Annotated in this window: 19 protein-coding genes; 13 read left to right on the plus strand and 6 right to left on the minus strand. The window is 62.9% G+C overall.

The genetic code is table 11. The annotated features are described in order from the left end of the window. Window positions 1-6: 6 nt before the first annotated feature. From NKL04_RS27520 to NKL04_RS27530, 3 genes are all read right to left on the minus strand, one after another. Window positions 7-1,071, minus strand: coding sequence for a tetratricopeptide repeat protein (locus NKL04_RS27520; RefSeq protein ID WP_023694591.1), 1,065 nt, complete (start codon window positions 1,069-1,071; stop codon window positions 7-9). A 46-nt stretch (window positions 1,072-1,117) separates the two neighbouring features. Beyond that, window positions 1,118-1,765 (minus strand): thiamine phosphate synthase, encoded by a 648-nt coding sequence (locus NKL04_RS27525; RefSeq protein WP_023700281.1) that lies wholly within the window; start codon window positions 1,763-1,765, stop codon window positions 1,118-1,120. A 143-nt stretch (window positions 1,766-1,908) separates the two neighbouring features. Next, the gene (locus NKL04_RS27530) at window positions 1,909-2,826 is read right to left on the minus strand and encodes a DMT family transporter (RefSeq protein WP_023700282.1); all 918 of its coding nucleotides are present in this window, start codon (window positions 2,824-2,826) and stop codon (window positions 1,909-1,911) included. Window positions 2,827-2,957: 131 nt separating this feature from the next. Between NKL04_RS27530 and NKL04_RS27535 the strand changes: the two genes are divergently transcribed. Further along, on the plus strand, window positions 2,958-3,395 hold the full coding sequence (locus NKL04_RS27535; RefSeq protein WP_023704892.1) for an Lrp/AsnC family transcriptional regulator: 438 nt from the start codon (window positions 2,958-2,960) through the stop codon (window positions 3,393-3,395). Here the strand turns inward: NKL04_RS27535 and NKL04_RS27540 are convergent. Continuing rightward, a complete protein-coding gene (locus tag NKL04_RS27540; protein WP_023700283.1) occupies window positions 3,352-3,849 on the minus strand; it encodes a GNAT family N-acetyltransferase in 498 nt (165 codons plus the stop codon). The two genes, NKL04_RS27535 and NKL04_RS27540, sit on opposite strands and share 44 nt — an antisense overlap. Before the next feature lie 218 nt (window positions 3,850-4,067). Between NKL04_RS27540 and NKL04_RS27545 the strand changes: the two genes are divergently transcribed. Further along, the gene (locus tag NKL04_RS27545) at window positions 4,068-4,838 is read left to right on the plus strand and encodes a sulfite exporter TauE/SafE family protein (RefSeq protein ID WP_023700284.1); all 771 of its coding nucleotides are present in this window, start codon (window positions 4,068-4,070) and stop codon (window positions 4,836-4,838) included. Between the two features lie 7 nt (window positions 4,839-4,845). Here the strand turns inward: NKL04_RS27545 and NKL04_RS27550 are convergent, their stop codons facing one another. Then, window positions 4,846-5,397: a DUF2269 family protein gene (locus tag NKL04_RS27550; protein ID WP_023700285.1), complete on the minus strand. Its 552-nt coding sequence runs from the start codon at window positions 5,395-5,397 to the stop codon at window positions 4,846-4,848. Between the two features lie 310 nt (window positions 5,398-5,707). On the opposite strand from NKL04_RS27550, the gene NKL04_RS27555 reads away from it, so the two are divergent. The 6 genes from NKL04_RS27555 to NKL04_RS27580 all read left to right on the plus strand — a co-directional run bounded on the left by NKL04_RS27555 (window position 5,708) and on the right by NKL04_RS27580 (window position 10,323). After that, the gene (locus NKL04_RS27555; protein WP_023668767.1) at window positions 5,708-6,088 is read left to right on the plus strand and encodes a hypothetical protein; all 381 of its coding nucleotides are present in this window, start codon (window positions 5,708-5,710) and stop codon (window positions 6,086-6,088) included. 385 nt (window positions 6,089-6,473) lie between these two features. Continuing rightward, window positions 6,474-7,004 carry a protease adaptor protein RcdA gene (rcdA, locus tag NKL04_RS27560; RefSeq protein ID WP_023668768.1) on the plus strand — a complete coding sequence of 177 codons (531 nt, stop codon included), beginning with the start codon at window positions 6,474-6,476 and terminating at the stop codon, window positions 7,002-7,004. Window positions 7,005-7,070: 66 nt separating this feature from the next. After that, window positions 7,071-7,577, plus strand: a complete 507-nt coding sequence (gene ruvC, locus NKL04_RS27565) for a crossover junction endodeoxyribonuclease RuvC (RefSeq protein ID WP_023668769.1) — start codon at window positions 7,071-7,073, stop codon at window positions 7,575-7,577. Window positions 7,578-7,587: 10 nt separating this feature from the next. Beyond that, window positions 7,588-8,208, plus strand: a complete 621-nt coding sequence (gene ruvA, locus NKL04_RS27570) for a Holliday junction branch migration protein RuvA (RefSeq protein WP_023700286.1) — start codon at window positions 7,588-7,590, stop codon at window positions 8,206-8,208. A 43-nt stretch (window positions 8,209-8,251) separates the two neighbouring features. Next, on the plus strand, window positions 8,252-9,289 hold the full coding sequence (gene ruvB, locus NKL04_RS27575) for a Holliday junction branch migration DNA helicase RuvB (RefSeq protein WP_023700287.1): 1,038 nt from the start codon (window positions 8,252-8,254) through the stop codon (window positions 9,287-9,289). A 134-nt stretch (window positions 9,290-9,423) separates the two neighbouring features. Beyond that, complete coding sequence (locus NKL04_RS27580) at window positions 9,424-10,323, plus strand: metallophosphoesterase (RefSeq protein WP_023700288.1); 900 nt, start codon at window positions 9,424-9,426, stop codon at window positions 10,321-10,323. A 144-nt stretch (window positions 10,324-10,467) separates the two neighbouring features. Here the strand turns inward: NKL04_RS27580 and NKL04_RS27585 are convergent, their stop codons facing one another. Next, a complete protein-coding gene (locus NKL04_RS27585) occupies window positions 10,468-11,718 on the minus strand; it encodes a glycoside hydrolase family 5 protein (RefSeq protein WP_023700289.1) in 1,251 nt (416 codons plus the stop codon). A gap of 65 nt (window positions 11,719-11,783) precedes the next feature. Here NKL04_RS27585 and ybgC point away from each other — a divergent pair, with 65 nt between their 5' ends. The 5 genes from ybgC to tolB all read left to right on the plus strand — a co-directional run bounded on the left by ybgC (window position 11,784) and on the right by tolB (window position 16,247). Further along, window positions 11,784-12,254 carry a tol-pal system-associated acyl-CoA thioesterase gene (ybgC, locus tag NKL04_RS27590; protein WP_023700290.1) on the plus strand — a complete coding sequence of 157 codons (471 nt, stop codon included), beginning with the start codon at window positions 11,784-11,786 and terminating at the stop codon, window positions 12,252-12,254. A gap of 312 nt (window positions 12,255-12,566) precedes the next feature. Next, window positions 12,567-13,277: a protein TolQ gene (tolQ, locus tag NKL04_RS27595; protein ID WP_023673844.1), complete on the plus strand. Its 711-nt coding sequence runs from the start codon at window positions 12,567-12,569 to the stop codon at window positions 13,275-13,277. 9 nt (window positions 13,278-13,286) lie between these two features. Continuing rightward, complete coding sequence (tolR, locus tag NKL04_RS27600; RefSeq protein ID WP_023673843.1) at window positions 13,287-13,739, plus strand: protein TolR; 453 nt, start codon at window positions 13,287-13,289, stop codon at window positions 13,737-13,739. A gap of 7 nt (window positions 13,740-13,746) precedes the next feature. After that, entirely contained in the window at window positions 13,747-14,904 is a 1,158-nt protein-coding gene (gene tolA, locus NKL04_RS27605) for a cell envelope integrity protein TolA (RefSeq protein ID WP_023700291.1), read from the plus strand. A gap of 38 nt (window positions 14,905-14,942) precedes the next feature. Continuing rightward, the gene (gene tolB / locus NKL04_RS27610) at window positions 14,943-16,247 is read left to right on the plus strand and encodes a Tol-Pal system beta propeller repeat protein TolB (RefSeq protein WP_023700292.1); all 1,305 of its coding nucleotides are present in this window, start codon (window positions 14,943-14,945) and stop codon (window positions 16,245-16,247) included. Window positions 16,248-16,386: the final 139 nt, after the last annotated feature.

Genomic DNA, 16,386 nt, shown 5'->3' on the forward strand with positions numbered 1-16,386 from the left:
TGCGTGTCAGGGCAGGCGGTTGGCCTTCTGCAAGGCTTGCTTTGTCTGATCGTCGGTCAGCCCTTGCAGGAAATCGTCCATCTCCGGATCGATAAGGCCGGCGCGGCGGGCGACCACATACCAGGCCCCGGCCAGGATCAGGTCGGGGTCGGTTCCGATGCCGCCCATATAGAGCTTTGCCAACCGGTTCTGGGCAGCGACATTGCCGCCTTCAGCTGCCTGCTTCATCCAGTTGAAGCCGGATTTCAGGTCGCGAACACCGCCCCGGCCCTCGATCATCCAGGCGGCAAGATCGATCTGCGCGGTGTCGTAGTTCTGCCTGGCAGCCTGTGCCAGCAAGCTGCGCGCCTTTGCATCGTCTCGCGTCTTGCCGCCGACGCCATTGGCATAGACCTGCGCCATCGCATACTGGGCGTCGGCAAGCCCTGTCGCCGCGGCACGCTCATAATAGGGCACAGCCCGGGCGATGCCGGCATCGCCCGGATCCTGCTGCACGAGCAATTGCGCGAAGTTGAACTGCGCCAGCCGGTTGCCGGCCTCGGCGGCGGCCTGCATCAGCGCATAGGCTCCCTTCTCGTCCTTCTTGACGTAGCGGCCGTCGAGCAGCATCAGCGCATACTGGAACTGCGATTCAGGAATCCCCTGCTCGGCGGCCTGCGCATACCATTTGGCGGCCTCAGCCGGGTTGAGCGGCACGCCCAGCCCGCGCGACAGAATCTCGGCCACGAGCGTTTGCGCCGCCGGGTCGCCATTCTTGGCCCGCACCAACGCCAGATTGTAGGCGGTCTTGTAAAGACCGCGCTGGAAAGCGCCATAGGCGGGGTCCGCCGGCTTGGCGCCGAAACGTTCGGGGTTGATCGCGTCGGCCGACGGCAGCGGCGCGGTTGTCGCCGGCTGCGGCAGCGGGGTGTCGATCGGCTTGTCGATATGGACGCCGGAATCCGTGGCACCGGCTTTTGGGGCACCCGCATCGGGGGCGACCGCATCCGGCACGCTGAGGGCGGGCGCGCTGGTGTCCGGCCTCGGCTGCGGCAGCGGAACGGTCTCCGCCGCGATCGCTGCCCCGCTCATCAAGGCCGCAACGAGAACCGCGAGAGGAAGTCCATGTCGGCGCACGTCAGCCCTCGAAGCGCGGCGCGGTTTGGTCGAGCAGCGCATTGGCGGCGGCAATCGCCGCCTTCGGATCGGCGCCTTCGGCCAAGACGGCGCTGGACAGCGCCACGAACTCGGCGCCAGTGGCGGCCACCGCTTCTACCGAAGCGATGGCGGAACCGGCCATGACGATGCAAGGGATCTCAATCACGTCCGCCCACCATTGCCCGAGCGACAGGTTGCGCGGATGCGGTTCCGGCTTGTTGTCGTAGCCGAAGCGGCCGAAGAAGATGTAGTCGGGCCTGGTTTCGCCGAGTTCCAGCGCGTCGTCGCGCGTCTTGGCGCCACCGGCGCCGACCATCATCTTGCCCTGGAAGTGTTCGATGGTCTCGGCGAGCGCGTCCTTGGAAACCTCGACATGAATGCCGTCGGCCTGGACACGGCCGGCAATGCGGGTATCGCCGGCGATGATGACGGCGATGCCGGCCGCTTGCGCGGCCGGTACGATCTGTTCTGCAAAGGCCTGGAAGGCAGCCTCGTCCATGCCGTTCTCAGGCAGGATCAGCGAAGCGATATCACCGCCGTCGAAGGCAGCCGCAATGCGCTGCGCCGGAGCGTCCTTGGGTGCGATCAGCACGATGCGGCAGCGGTTGGGGGGTGTTGCGTCGTTCATTGGCTTTCGATCCCGGGTTTCGCCTATGCCGGGCGAAGATGGTTGCATTGCGGCATAGAACAAAGCGCCCGCCTTGAACAGGCGGGCGGGGATCGATGCGATGGCTTTGGTTTACGATCGCCGGCGAGCCGACGCTCTGCGGCTCATTTGACGGCTTGCGGGCTTTCGGCCGGCGATTTGGCCCTCCACAAAGTCCAGCCGAGATTCATGCCGGCGGCGGCGATCAGGATGGCGGCTGCGCCGACGAGCTGGGCCGGATGCAGCCGGTGGCCGAAGGCCATGACATCGACCAGGATCGCAACGACAGGATAGATGAAGGACAGCGACCCCTGCAGATGCGTCGGCAGTTTTTGGATGGCGGCGTACATCAATATGTACACCAGGCCGGTGTGAACGACGCCAAGCGTGGCCAGCATGGCCCAGCTCCAGGCATCGGCGGGCAAATGCGAGAGGTTGGCGAAGGGCGCTAGCATGACGACGCCGACGCAGACCTGCATCAGCGCGATCAGATGCGGCGGGGTGCCCTTGAGCTTCTTTGCGACGATTGCCGCGACAGCCCAGAAGAAGGCCGCTCCGAGCGCCATGACGATGCCGATGACATAATCTGTGCCGGTTATGCCGGAACCGACACCCGCATCGGGCCCTGTCTGCACGATCAGCAGCATGCCGGCGAAGGCGATGCCGAGCCAGGTCAGCTTGGCCAGGGTCAGCCGCTCGCCGAAGAACAGCGCGCCGAAGCCGACCAGCATGAACGGTTGCGTGTTGTAGACCGCCGTGGCAATCGAGATCGAGGCGCGGGAGAAGGCGCTGAACAGCAACAGCCAGTTGATGACAATGGCCGCGCCGCCAAGAGCGGCGATGGCAACAATGCGCAGCGTCAGCCTGCCGCGCAGCAGCCCGAGTGCCGCGCAGGTGATCAGCAGCGCCACCGCTCCGAAGGCGCAGCGCCAGAACACCACGTCCATAACGGGCTGGCCCGACATGACGACAAACCAGCCGATCGTGCCGACGATCGTCATCGCCGCCGTCATCTCGATCGTGCCGCGTACCGTGTTGTCCATGACAATACCTCTGATATCTGTTGACGCATAATCTCATATGGACCTGAGGGTTTATATGCCCCATGAAAGGTGATATCCGGTAGTAGCCTAATTTAATGAGGCTACATCCGCCCTTTTGCGAGGAGATGAAAATGCTGGACGAGTTGGACAGAAAGCTTCTCGACATCCTGATCCTGGATTCGCGGACTTCGTTGAAGGATCTGGCGCAGCAGGTCGGGCTGTCGTCGCCGAGCGTCTCGGAACGGCTGCGGCGGCTCGAGGAACGCGGCGTCATCCGCGCCTTCACCATCGAGATCGACCCGGAAGCGCTGGGGTTTCCGTTGCAGGCGATCGTGCGGGTGCGGCCACTGCCGGGCAAGCTGCATATCGTCCAGAAGCTGATCGAGGAGATCCCGGAATTCGGCGAATGCGACAAGGTCACCGGCGACGACTGTTTCGTGGCCCGGCTCTACGTGCGCTCCATCGGCGAGCTCGACAAGCTTCTCGACCGCATCGCCGACAAGGCGGAGACCAGCACCGCCATCATCAAGGCGCAGCCGATCCGGCGCCGTCCGCCGCCACTGAATTAAGCTCCAGCTTGTAGCCGATGTGGCTGGCCTTGAAGCCGAGCCGGTCATAGAAGCGATGCGCGTCCTGGCGGCTCTTGTTGGTGGTCAGCTGGATAATCTTGCAGCCGCGTTCACGGCACTGTTCGATCGCCCATTCCAGCAGACGCTGTCCCAGCCGTTCGCCGCGGCGGTCTGCGACGACGCGCACAGCCTCGATCTGGCCCCGCAAGGCGCCCTGCAGCGACAGCCCGGCGAGATAGCTGATCTGCAACGTGCCGATGACGCGGCCCCCTTCCGTCATCACGGCAAGAAACTGGTTGGGGTCGGCTTCGATGGCGGCAAAGGCGTCGCGATAGACCTTGGCGAGTGGCTCGGTGGCATCCTCGCGGCTGCGGCCAAGTGGATCGTCGGCGAGCATGACTACGATGGCAGACAGGTCGGCCGCTTGGGCGCGGCGGATGTGGGGTTCGCTCATTGTCAAAACCTGGAGTCAAAAACCTGGGGTCAAAAACCTGGGGCCAAAACCTGATGCAGCGGGGATGGCGCCCTTATGCATCGGCGACGATCTTGCCGCAAATCCGGAACCGTCGCTTTACGCACAGTTGATCGACACGGCCGGCATTTTCCCGGTCGCGGCGCAAGGGTTTCTGGGCTATTGCAGGGCAACCGTCTTCCCTCCAGCTTTTCCAGTTCATGTCAGGTCTGCTCGCCGATCCGTGGTTTTATGCCGCCGCCATTCCGGCGGTGATACTTGTCGGGCTGTCGAAAGGCGGCTTCGGCGGCGCTGTCGGCTTCGTTGGCGTGCCTTTGATGGCGCTGGCCATGCCGCCGGTGCAGGCGGCGGCCATCCTGCTGCCGATCCTGTGCCTGATGGACATCGTTTCGGTGTGGACGTGGTGGGGCGTCTACGACAGAAAGATGCTGGTCGACATGATGCCGGGCGCGGTGATCGGCATTGGGCTCGGCTGGCTGACGGCAGCGCTCGTAACCGAAGAGATGGTGCGGCTGATCGTCGGCGCTGTCGCGCTGATCTTCGTGCTGCGCTGGCTCTATCTCCAGTTCCGCCACGGTTCCGACCATGCGGCGGCGCCCAACCGCATCGCCGCCGCCTTCTGGGGCACCGTCGCCGGCTTCACCAGCTTCGTCGCCCATGTCGGCGGGCCCCCCTTCCAGGTCTATGCGCTGCCGATCCGGCTCGATCCGAAGGTGCTGTCGGGGACATCGGCGATCTTCTTTGCCGCCACCAACGCGCTGAAGCTGATCCCCTACTTCGCGCTTGGCCAGTTCGACACCACCAACCTGACGGCGTCGGCCGTGCTGATGCCGCTGGCGCCGCTGGCCACCATCGCCGGCGCCTGGCTGGTGCGGCGCATGCGGCCGGAGATTTTTTATCCCTTCACCTACGCGACCGTGGCCGTGGTCGCGGTCAAGCTGCTTTGGGACGGGATCGCCGGCCTGCTCTAAATCCCGCTCAGGCGGCTGCCGGTTTGGTTCGCGGGGCGCTCGCAAAGGTCAGCGATGCACCACCCATGACCACGACCGCCATTGCGCCGAGAGTGGCGATGTCGTGCGCGGTCGGCTTCAGCACCATGTCGGCGACGACGACGATCATGATGACGAAATCGAACTTGACGATCCGTATCATGCGGCGCCCAAACGCTATGGCAGCCGGGGTCATGCCGTCCGCGGCAAGCATTGTGGCAAGCTTTTCGAACGAAGGCTTCAGCACGAGGATACCGGTCAGAAACGCGGCGGCGTAGCCGCAAAGGCCGATGACGACCCAAAGGTCGGAGAAGCCGGTCCATAGCGAAGTCAGCACCAGGCCAGAAGCCAGGGTCGCGACGGACGCCGGCACGAACAGACGCAAGCCGAGTTTGTCCGTCGTTCTCAGCATGACCATCAGCGTCTCGTCGTCGCCGGCGCGATCGGCGAGTATCGAAATCAGCAGCATGGCGAAACCGCCGCCGAGCCAGAGGATCGCTGCCATGACGTGCAGGAATTTGAAGAGAGAATACCAGTCCATTGCCGCTCCTTGTGCATCGTTCCGGGGGTAAACGCTGCTTTCGCGCGTCTGCTTCCGAAGGAGGGCGGATTATCTCCGTACATGTATCCAGAAGATGCCGCGTCTGTGCCGGCTTGTTGCGGTGGCGCCGTCGCCGGATTTTACCGCAGCCCGCACAATACCCGGCATTTGCCGGATGGACGCCGTGTCGGCATTGGCTGGTTTCGCGGCATGATCCTGAAACCTGCGGGGACTAAGCCGCTCGCGACCGACGCTCCATTTTGGCCGCGCGCGGTCGGACCAAGTCTGCAACAACCATCGAGGGTATCCCATGCAAGGCGTAGCACGAAATTTCTTCACCCTGGCCGTCATCTATTCCCTGTGCGGCATGGCGCTCGGCCTGCATATGGCGATCTCCAATGACCATGGGCAGATGCCGACCCACGCGCACACCATGGTGGCGGGCTGGCTGATGTCGGCGGTGTTTGCCTTCTTCTACCACCTGTTTCCAGCGGTCGGGCAAAAGACGATTGCCGTCGTGCATTTCTGGCTGACGGCAATCTGCGGCATCGCACTGATGATCGGGCTTTACTTTGAACTTGCCGGCCATCCGGAGATCGAGCCGGTGCTGGCTTCCTCCTCGATGGGGTTTTATGCGGCAATGCTGCTGTTCGCCTTCATTTCCTTGCCGGCTGTGTGGAAGAAGGCATGAACAAGCCGACGATCAGGCTTAGGGCACCGTTGTGCTGATACGGCACAGAAGGGCAGCGGTCGATCAAGAAATATCCGCGCCGTTAAGGGTTCATTAAGCTTTACAGGTGTTTACTATGTCCATCCAGTGATCTGGATTCTTACCGAGTGGTTGGAGCCACTTCGTTTGACGCCTCCCTGTTAAACTCCTGAGAGCCGCCTTATCCGCGGCTCTTTTTTTGTCTGCTTTTGGTCCGCTTGGCGCCCCTGCGCAGGCGTTAACCGTTTGTTAAACATGTGCTTGCCTTCGCCGGCGGCGAAGCGCATTTTCAAGCTTCAGTCATCTAGGGTGCCGGCGTGACGGCGAGAAGCCGAATCAGCCGACGGGGCAGTGCAGGGGCGTATCGATGAACGAGCCTTCGAAGGGCATCGCGAAAACCATCAAGCTGGCGGAACGCCGGGTTTTCTCCCAATCCTTCAAACCGCTCTACCAGGAAGGCATGGGCCTGGTCGAACAGGCAGCCGAGTATCTTGACGGCAAGGGCCGGGCCGAGGCCAAGAAGCTGTCCAGGCTGGCGGCGACGCTCTATGCGGCCGAATCGATGCGGCTGACCACAAGGTTGATGCAAGTCGCCTCCTGGCTGCTTTTGCAGCGGGCGGCAAATTCCGGCGAGATGACCCGCGACCAGGTCGCTTCGGAAAAATCCAAGGTGCGTCTCGACACCGCCTCGGCGCATGACGAAGCGGTCGGCTGGGGCGAACTGCCGAAGGATTTCCTCGACCTCGTCACCCGCTCGCTGCGCCTGCAGGCGCTGGTGCGCCGCATGGACGAAGAGATCTATGGCGGCGCGTTTGCCGAGACGCCTGCCGCCGCCCGCCGCGCCAATCCGGTTTCCGACCAGATCACGCTGCTGAACACGGCTTTCGCTCGAGGTTAAACGCCTCCGTTTCCGGTTTGTTCACATTTCGCTGACATCGCTGTGCGCCGGAGGTAGACTTCGCGCATGAGGGAAGCGATTCGCATTATCGGTATCGATCCGGGGCTGAGGCGCACCGGCTGGGGCATCGTCGAGAGCCTCGGCAACTCGCTGCGCTTTATCAGCTCCGGCACTGTACGCTCCGACGACAAGGCGGCGCTGGCGACACGGCTCTGCCAATTGCATGACGGGCTGGCCGAGATCCTGCATGCGGCCATGCCCCAGGAAGCGGCCGTCGAGCAAACCTTCGTCAACAAGGATGCGGTGGCGACACTGAAGCTCGGCCAGGCGCGCGGCATAGCCATGCTGGTGCCGGCGCGCGCCGGCCTTGTTGTGGCCGAATATGCCCCCAATGCCGTCAAAAAGGCGGTGATCGGCGTTGGCCATGGCGACAAGAAGCAGATCCACATGATGGTAAAGGTGCTGTTGCCGAAAGCCGTTTTCGACACCGAACATGCCGCAGACGCGTTGGCTATCGCCATCTGCCACGCGCATCACCGGCAAAGCGTCGCCTACAGGATGGCGCTGGCATGAGGGATCACGCATGATCGGCAAATTGAAAGGCACGCTGGACGAGATCGAGGAGGATTTCTGCCACGTCGATGTGCACGGCGTCGGCTATGTCGCCTATTGCTCGGCGCGCACGCTGGCCGCGCTGCCTTCGCCCGGCGAGGCGGTGGTGCTGTTCATCGAGACCTATGTGCGCGAGGACATGATCCGGCTCTACGGTTTCCAGTCGGTGCTTGAGCGCGAATGGTTCCGGCTGTTGATGAGCAATGTGCAAGGCGTCGGCGCCAAGGTGGCGCTGGCCATCCTGTCGACGCTGGCGCCGGCAGACCTCGCCAATGCGATCGCGCTGCGCGACATCGCCATGGTCAGCCGCGCGCCCGGCGTCGGCAAGAAGGTGGCCGAGCGCATCGTCACCGAGTTGAAGAACAAGGCGCCGGCCTATGCCGGAACCGCCTCCGGCACCATCGGCCTTAAGCAGGAGCTCGGCGAAGGCGTGGCGCCGGCGCCGATTACCGACGCCGTCTCGGCGCTGGTCAATCTCGGCTATTCGCGCGACACAGCAGCCAATGCTGTCGCGGCGGCGCTGAAGACGGCCGGCGAGGACGCCGATGCCTCGAAGCTCATTCGTTTCGGGCTGAAGGAACTGGCGCGGTGAGTGATTGCTTGTCCGGTCCTTTGCCCTGTGCGAGGAAGGCCGCATGAGCCTTTCACCCCGCCTCATTGCCCCGGAAAAGCGCGGCGAGGATGCTGAGCAGACCTTGCGGCCGCAGACGCTCGCCGATTTCGTCGGCCAGGCCGCAGTGCGGGCCAATCTCAAAGTCTTCATCGAGGCCGCCAAGGGCCGCAGCGAGGCGCTTGACCATGTGCTGTTCGTCGGGCCGCCGGGGCTTGGCAAGACAACGCTGGCGCAGATCATGGCGCGCGAGCTCGGCGTCAATTTCCGCTCGACCTCCGGTCCGGTGATCGCCAAGGCCGGCGATCTCGCCGCACTTCTCACCAATCTCGAAGACCGCGATGTGCTGTTCATCGATGAGATCCACCGGCTCAATCCGGCAGTCGAGGAGATCCTTTACCCGGCGATGGAGGATTTCCAGCTCGACCTGATCATCGGCGAAGGTCCGGCGGCACGCTCGGTCAAGATCGATCTTGCCCGCTTCACGCTCGTCGCCGCCACCACCAGGCTCGGCCTTTTGACCAACCCGCTGCGCGACCGTTTCGGCATTCCGGTGCGGCTCAATTTCTATTCTGTCGAGGAACTGGAGCAGATCGTGCGGCGCGGCGCCCGCATCCTGCAAATGCCGCTTGGCGACGATGGCGCGCTGGAGATCGCACGTCGGGCCCGCGGCACGCCGCGCATCGCCGGCCGGCTGCTGCGCCGCGTGCGCGATTTCGCCTCCGTCGCCGGCGACGGCCACGTCGACAAGCAGATTGCCGACGAAGCTCTCACCCGGCTCGAGGTCGACGCGCTCGGCCTCGACGCACTCGACCGCCGCTATCTCTCGATGATCGCGCGCAATTTCGGTGGTGGGCCGGTCGGCATCGAAACCATCGCCGCCGGCCTCTCCGAGCCGCGCGACGCCATCGAGGACATTATCGAGCCCTATCTGATCCAGCAGGGTTTCATCCAACGCACGCCACGCGGCCGCGTGCTGACCGCCAACGCCTGGCGCCATCTCGGCCTCGACGCGCCAAAGGATCTGGCACAGCAGCAGATCAACCTGTTCCAGGAAGAGTAACGGACATTTGTTCTTCGGAACGGATTTCTGTGCAGAATCTCCTCAAACCTGCCAGCGTGAAGGCGCATTCCTCGATTGTATCGGGCGTCGCAATGTCGGCGCGAACTGCTCCGATCAAGGTCGGAGCCAGAAAAGTGATCACCAGACGCGGGTTCCTGAAATTCGCCGGAGGTTCGTTCCTCTCGCTGGCTTCGCTCAGTGCCTATGCGGTCGGCATCGAGCCGATGCTGTTGACGCATGTGAAGCGCTACCAGCTGACGCCGCCGCATTGGCCTGCAGATCTCAAGCTGCGCGTCGTAGCACTTGCCGATATTCACGCCTGCCGTCCCTGGATGACGCCTGAGCGGATCGCTTCGCTCGTCGAAGATGCGAACGTGCTGAAGCCCGATCTGATCGTACTGCTCGGCGACTATTTCTCAGGCATGTCCCTGGTGACGAACCGGGTGGAGGCCCATGAATGGGCGCCGGCCTTGTCAGGACTGAAGGCGCCGCTTGGTGTGCTGTCGATCCTCGGCAATCACGACTGGTGGCACGATCCTTTCGCGCAGCAGGCCGGAGCGGGGACTGTGGCGCGCAAGGCATCGGAGGAATCCGGCATCTCGGTTCTGGAGAACGACGCCGTGCGCCTGCAAAAGGATGGATACGGCTTCTGGATCGCCGGGCTCGCCGACCAGCTGGCACTGTTACCGAACAAGGCCGCAGGCCGCGACAGATTTGAAGGCCTGGACGATCTCGACGGCACGCTGGCCAAGATCACCGACCAGGCACCGATCATCCTGCTTGCGCATGAGCCTGACATTTTCCCGAAAGTGCCGTGGCGGGTTTCGCTGACGCTGTCGGGCCACACACATGGCGGGCAGGTCAGGCTGTTCGGCTATTCACCGGTGGTGCCGTCCCGCTTCGGCAACCGCTTTGCCTATGGCCATGTCGTCGAGAATGACCGCAATTTGATCGTGTCAGGCGGACTCGGCTTCAGCATCGCGCCGGTGCGCTTTGGCATGCGGCCGGAGATCCTGCAGATCGACCTCGGTTAGGGCATGCCGGTATTCAGGTGATGCCGGCCTGCAAATGAGGTGTTCCTGCGCTTCCGGTAGTCACGGACCAAAGTCCGCTCCGTTCCGGTTTTCGGACCCCTCATTTTCGACTCGGCCTGACCTGAATCTCGACATGCCCTAGGGCTAATGGAGCGAGCGGATCGCATCCATCACGGCGGGTTCGGCCTTTTCGCCGTTGAAAGCGTCGACGATGCCGAAGGCGCCGCCAAAACTCCACACCGACCATGAGAAGCCATGCGCCTCGGCGCGCGCGATCATGTCCTTGACATAGGCCGCGCGGTATTTGGGCGGCATCACATAGGGATTGCCATATTCCTGGCGGATCATGCCGAACTCGCCCAGCGTGATGTTTTCCGGCTTGATGGCGTTGGCCTTCGCCCAGGCCTCGACCTTTTCGAACGGCGCATCCATGACGCCGAGCAGCTTTTCGTCCGTGTCCATGCTGGCGACTTGTTCATCGAGATAGGCGAGCAGGCCGTTCCGTCTGGTCCGTGGCGCCTCGGCTTTTATCTTGGCGCGGATCGCATCCAGCGTCGCATCGAGCTCGGCGCGCGGCACCGCGGTCAGCGGATAGGGCAGGCCGGTAACATAGAGAATGAAATCGCCGGCCCAGGTCGCGCCCTGATGCGTCAGCAGGAACGGGTCGTAGGAGTGGAAGGTCCAGATGATGTTGTCGTCGGGGATCGACTTTGGGTCGATCCTGACCAGCGAAGCCGCACTGGAATAACAGGCGCCGGTCAGGATCAGCGTCAGCCTGGTGGCCGAGGCGCGCGCGGCCGCGAACAGCTTTTGCTGACGCTCCGGCCACAGGCTGGTGCCCTCGCTGTCGCAGTCGACGATAGGCTCGTTCATCGGCTCGAAAGCGACCTGCGCCGGGTCCTCAGTGGCAAGCGTGCGCGCCATTTTGCGGACGACCTCGACATAGGCCTCGAAGGTTGCGGGATCGTCCATCACCTGGCCCATGCCGATCTCGCGGCCGCCGCCGGCCGGGATCAGGTGCATGTCGACGATCACTTTCAGACCGGCCCGGTTGATCATGCGCGCCGAGTCTCGCACGCTGGCATAGAGGTCGTCGCGCAGCGCCAGCGTCTGGTCCGACATAAACGGCGAGGGGTCGACCGGCATGCGCAGAAAGTCGAAACCGGCGGCCTTCAGCGCCTTGAGGTCACCCTCGTCGAGGAACTTGCGCCATTCCGGATAGGGCAGGATGGCTTGTCGGTCGTTCCATTTGTCTTCCCCGACCCAGGTCGTCCACTGGTCGAGGTTGAGGCCGCGCTTCATCGAAAAGGTCGCGGCCTGACCGGGAAGCGCAGACGCCGCCAGCACCAGCAGCGCTGCCATCAAGGTCTTGATCATCGCCGTCAACAGTGCCATCGGGTTTGCTGCGCTGGTGATTTTGGCAAGACAGGTGCCCCGCCGGGGGCAAAAAGGAAAGCGCGATGGACGATCATGGTGAATCGGCGGCGCTTGCTGCCGGGCTTTCCGGAGCCTTGACGGAATTCGGCCATCGGCTGATGGCGCGAGTCTATTATGCCGACACCGATTTTTCCGGCGTCGTCTACCATGCGCGCTATCTCGAATTCTTCGAGCGCGGGCGCTCGGACTATCTCAGGCTGGCGGGCGTCCACCACACAGAACTTCACGAAGGCAAGCACGGCGAACGGATCGTCTGGGTGGTGCGGCGCATGGAGATCGACTTCCGCTCGCCTGCCCGCATGGACGACATCCTGACCATCGACACATCAACGCAGGATATTTCCGGCGCCCGCATCGTCATGGCGCAGCAATTGAAACGCGGGACAGAGGTTCTGGTCGAAGCAAAGGTCGAGGCGGCGATCATTGGCGAGAACGGCCGGCCGAAGCGCTTTCCGAAAGAATGGATCGCGGCCTTTCTACCAGGAGCAAGCTGATATCCAGGCCTGCCGGCCGGCAACGGGCGGCCAATCGGCAGCGCATTCGATTGTGGATGGATGGTCCGCGTCGTCCCTTGGCGCGGCAATGCGCCGCGCCATATTTCCTAACCCATCCTTAACCATAACGGTTCATGAAGAGATCGGTGAAGATTGGAAGAATCCGCGCGCCTTCCTTTCACCAATATTTGCCCTGAAAAGGCCGCCAACGGTGCATTTTGGGGTTAATCCGGAAGCCAAGCGCGAACGGACCACAAGGGATGCCCATGGGCCAGCCGCCAGCGATGCCCGGAAAATCTTAAGGACTGAAGCATGGAAACTACCGCACTCGCCGATCCGGCAGCGCAATTGTCGATTTGGGCGCTGTTCACACAGGCCAGCTGGGTGGTCAAGCTGGTCATGATCGGTCTGCTCTGCGCCTCGGTCTGGACCTGGGCGATCATCGTCGACAAGCTGGTCAGCTATGCCCGCATGCGTCTGTCGCTCAATCGCTTCGAACAGGTGTTCTGGTCGGGGCAGTCGCTGGAAGAGCTCTATCGCACGCTTGCCGACCGCAAGACCACGGGCATGGGTGCGATCTTCGTCGCCGCCATGCGCGAATGGAAGAAGAGCTTCGAGAAGGGGGCCAAATCGCCGCTCGGCCTGCAGACCCGCATCGACAAGGCGATGGACCTGGCGTTGACGCGCGAGATGGAGAAGCTGGAGGGCCGTCTCGGCTTTCTCGCCACCACCGGTTCGGCTGCACCCTTCATCGGCCTGTTCGGCACCGTCATCGGCATCATGACCTCGTTCCAGGCGATTGCCGGTTCGAAGAACACCAGTCTCGCGGTTGTTGCACCCGGCATTGCCGAAGCGCTGCTGGCGACGGCCATCGGTCTTCTCGCCGCCATACCGGCGGTTATCGCCTACAACAAGCTGTCATCCGACGCGAACAAGATCGCGGTGCGGATGGAAGGGTTCTCGGATGAGTTCTCCGCCATACTCTCGCGCCAAATCGATGAAAAAGTAGCGCCTAAGGGCTGAGGTAAGAAGATGGGTATGTCGGTTGGCATGGCAGGACGCGGCGGGCGCGGACACAGGCGGCGCGGCCGCCACCATGCATTGATGTCGGAAATCAACGTCACGCCGATGGTCGACGTGATGCTGGTGCTCTTGATTATCTTCATGGTCGCCGCACCTATGTTGACGGTCGGAGTGCCGGTCGACCTGCCGGAGACGAAGGCCAAGGCTATGAACGCCGACACCCAGCCGATCACCGTTTCGATCGACGCGGCCGGCAAGATTTTCCTGCAGGAGACCGAAATCCCAAGGGAAGAGCTGGTCGCCAAACTGCAGGCGATTTCCAAGACCGGCTACGAAGAGCGCATCTTCATCCGCGGCGACAAGGCGACTAACTATGGCGCCGCGATGGAGGTCATGGCCCTCATCCAGGCCGCCGGCTACAAGAATATCGGCCTGATTTCACTGCAGCAACAGGATCAGTAGACGCACGATGAAGACCGGCCTCACCACATCGGTGATACTGCATACGGTGGCACTGGCTTTCGGCCTGTTCACCCTGTCGGCGCCGGCCGCGCTGCCGTCCACGGATGTCGAGTCGATAGCGGTCGACATCGTTCCCATGGAAGCCATTGCGCAGACGCTGCAGGGCGACAAGAAGGCGGTAATGCACGAAAAGCCGGCGCCGATGCCGACCAAGCGTCCCGACATCGTGCCAGATGCACAGAAAATCGGCGAGAACAGCGTTGATACCGACAAGCCGGTGACGGACGATCCCAAGCCGAAGCCGGTGGAGAAAACAGCGACGGCTGCTCCGGCGCCGACGCCGACCGAAAAGCCGAAGACCGAGGACACGCCGAAGCCAAAGGAAGCGCCGAAGCCGACACCTGCGACGGAGGTGGCGCCGGAGCCGCAGCCGAAGGAAGAGGTCAAGCCCGAGCCGGTGAAGCAGGTTGAACCGAAGCCGACCCCGGTGAAGGAGCCTGCACCAACACCGCAGCCGGACACGACCGCCGCCATAGAGCCGAAGCCACGCGTGAAGCCCGATGCGGTCGCCGAAGCCATATCGGATCAGCAGCCTCTGGAAGAAGCGCAGCTTCCGACTTCCGCTCCTGCTCCCGAAGCACGGCCGAAGCCGCAGCCGGCGCAGGCCGAAAGCGCGAAGGCTCCGGACCGCAAGGACACCGACAAGCCGGTCAAGGAAGCCTCGTCGAAGCCGAAGTCGGATGACAAGCAGTTCAATGAGGCTGACATCAAGGCTTTGCTCGACAAGCAGAAGCCATCCGGCGGCGGCGCCAAGCGCTCGACCCAGCAGGCATCGCTAGGCGGCGACAAGGATCAAGGCCAGAAGCTGTCGAAGTCCGAGCAAGGGGCATTGGAAGAACAGCTCGGTGGCTGCTGGACCCTCCCGGTTGGGCTTGAGGGTTCTGAGGATTTCACCGTGGTGATCCGTTTCAGCCTGGATGCCTCCGGCAAGCTGGAGGGCCGTCCGACCGTCGAGAAGTCCAGCGGCAACCCCCAATTCGACAGCAGCGCGGTTCGCGCTGTGCAGAAATGCGATGTCGCCGGCCTGCAGGTGCCCGCCGGAAAGCATGACATTTGGTCCGACGTTCGCGTCAACTTCGATCCCAGAGCGATGCTTGGCCTGTAGCCTGAGCACCCAGAAATCAGCAAGAGAAGCGAGAAGACATGAAATCCATCCTCAAGCCGCTCCTGATGGTCGCCGCGATGGCGATGGGCATGAACGCCGTCGTCACCTTGCCTGCTCGAGCAACCCTCGAGCTCAACGTCAACAAAGGCAATGTCGAACCGATGCCGATCGCCATCCCAGATTTCCAGGGAGGGCTCGGCGCGCAGATTTCCGAGATCGTCACCGCCGACCTGAAGCGCTCCGGTCTCTTCGCACCGATAGACAAGAACGCCTTCATCGAGAAGATCGCCAATCCGGATGCGCAGCCCCGTTTCGACGACTGGAAGGTGATCAATGCGCAGGCGCTGGTCACCGGCAGCGTGAGCAAGGAGGCGGACGGCCGAATCCGCGCCCAGTACCGACTATGGGATATTTTTGGCAACCAGCAGATAGCCGGGGAGCAGTTTTTCGCCAACGACGCAAATCAACGCCGTGTCGCCCACATCATCGCCGATGCGATCTATGAGAAGCTCACCGGCGAGAAGGGCTATTTCGACACACGCGTCGTCTTCATCGACGAATCCGGCGCCAAGAATGCGCGCAAGAAGCGGCTCGCCATCATGGACCAGGACGGCGCCAATGTGCGCTATCTCTCCGATGGCCGCTCGATCGTGCTGACGCCGCGTTTCTCGCCGAATCGGCAGGAAATCACTTACATGTCGTATGAAAGCGGCCAGCCGCGGGTCTATCTGCTGCAGATCGAGACCGGACAGCGCGAACTGGTCGGCAACTTTCCCGGCATGACCTTTGCGCCGCGCTTCTCGCCCGACGGCCAGAAGGTGATCATGAGCCTGCTGCGCGATGACGGCAATTCCAACATCTTCGCCATGGACCTGCGAAGCCGCTCGACCACCCGGCTGACCAACTCGACCGCCATCGACACCTCGCCCTCTTATTCGCCCGACGGCAGCAAGGTGGTATTCACTTCCGATCGTGGCGGCCGTGCGCAGATTTATGTGATGGGCGCCGACGGCTCGGACCAGACCCGCATTTCGTTCGGCGACGGCGTCTATTCGACGCCGGTATGGTCGCCGCGCGGCGACCTCGTCGCCTTCACCAAGCAGACGGGCGGCGAATTCCAGATCGGCGTCATGAAGACCGACGGTTCGGGCGAGCGCATCCTTTCCTCGGGCTTCCAGCAGGAGGGACCGACCTGGGCGCCCAACGGCCGCGTGCTGATGTTCTTCCGCGACTCCGCCGGCGGCCCAAAACTGGTTTCCGTCGATCTCACCGGCCGCAACGAACAGTCGATCCCGACCGCGAATTTCGCGTCGGATCCCGCCTGGTCGCCGCTGCTGGAGTAGGTTCGGCCGAATTGCCACACCTGCTAAAAAGGGGCCCGTTTGGCCCCTTTTCCATTCATTAGTCGCGTTTCGGCCGCATTTCCGCCTAGGGTCCGCGCCAACTGTGACCGTGGATTTGAAGGTCGTGGACGGACGATCG

It is taken from the genome of Mesorhizobium sp. C264A (assembly GCF_040324515.1).
Lineage (GTDB): Bacteria > Pseudomonadota > Alphaproteobacteria > Rhizobiales > Rhizobiaceae > Mesorhizobium.

Bases quoted from the DNA above. Each gene is read 5' to 3' on its own strand.
- tolB (WP_023700292.1), top strand. From the start codon at position 14,943: ATGAAATCCATCCTCAAGCCGCTCCTGATGGTCGCCGCGATGGCGATG.
- NKL04_RS27555 (WP_023668767.1), top strand. From the start codon at position 5,708: ATGCAAGGCGTAGCACGAAATTTCTTCACCCTGGCCGTCATCTATTCC.
- tolA (WP_023700291.1), top strand. From the start codon at position 13,747: ATGAAGACCGGCCTCACCACATCGGTGATACTGCATACGGTGGCACTG.
- NKL04_RS27525 (WP_023700281.1), bottom strand. From the start codon at position 1,765: ATGAACGACGCAACACCCCCCAACCGCTGCCGCATCGTGCTGATCGCA.
- NKL04_RS27520 (WP_023694591.1), bottom strand. From the start codon at position 1,071: ATGAGCGGGGCAGCGATCGCGGCGGAGACCGTTCCGCTGCCGCAGCCG.
- tolQ (WP_023673844.1), top strand. From the start codon at position 12,567: ATGGAAACTACCGCACTCGCCGATCCGGCAGCGCAATTGTCGATTTGG.
- ruvB (WP_023700287.1), top strand. From the start codon at position 8,252: ATGAGCCTTTCACCCCGCCTCATTGCCCCGGAAAAGCGCGGCGAGGAT.
- NKL04_RS27585 (WP_023700289.1), bottom strand. From the start codon at position 11,718: ATGGCACTGTTGACGGCGATGATCAAGACCTTGATGGCAGCGCTGCTG.
- rcdA (WP_023668768.1), top strand. From the start codon at position 6,474: ATGAACGAGCCTTCGAAGGGCATCGCGAAAACCATCAAGCTGGCGGAA.
- NKL04_RS27530 (WP_023700282.1), bottom strand. From the start codon at position 2,826: ATGGACAACACGGTACGCGGCACGATCGAGATGACGGCGGCGATGACG.
- ruvA (WP_023700286.1), top strand. From the start codon at position 7,588: ATGATCGGCAAATTGAAAGGCACGCTGGACGAGATCGAGGAGGATTTC.
- NKL04_RS27540 (WP_023700283.1), bottom strand. From the start codon at position 3,849: ATGAGCGAACCCCACATCCGCCGCGCCCAAGCGGCCGACCTGTCTGCC.
- ybgC (WP_023700290.1), top strand. From the start codon at position 11,784: ATGGACGATCATGGTGAATCGGCGGCGCTTGCTGCCGGGCTTTCCGGA.
- ruvC (WP_023668769.1), top strand. From the start codon at position 7,071: ATGAGGGAAGCGATTCGCATTATCGGTATCGATCCGGGGCTGAGGCGC.
- NKL04_RS27545 (WP_023700284.1), top strand. From the start codon at position 4,068: ATGTCAGGTCTGCTCGCCGATCCGTGGTTTTATGCCGCCGCCATTCCG.
- tolR (WP_023673843.1), top strand. From the start codon at position 13,287: ATGGGTATGTCGGTTGGCATGGCAGGACGCGGCGGGCGCGGACACAGG.
- NKL04_RS27535 (WP_023704892.1), top strand. From the start codon at position 2,958: ATGCTGGACGAGTTGGACAGAAAGCTTCTCGACATCCTGATCCTGGAT.
- NKL04_RS27550 (WP_023700285.1), bottom strand. From the start codon at position 5,397: ATGGACTGGTATTCTCTCTTCAAATTCCTGCACGTCATGGCAGCGATC.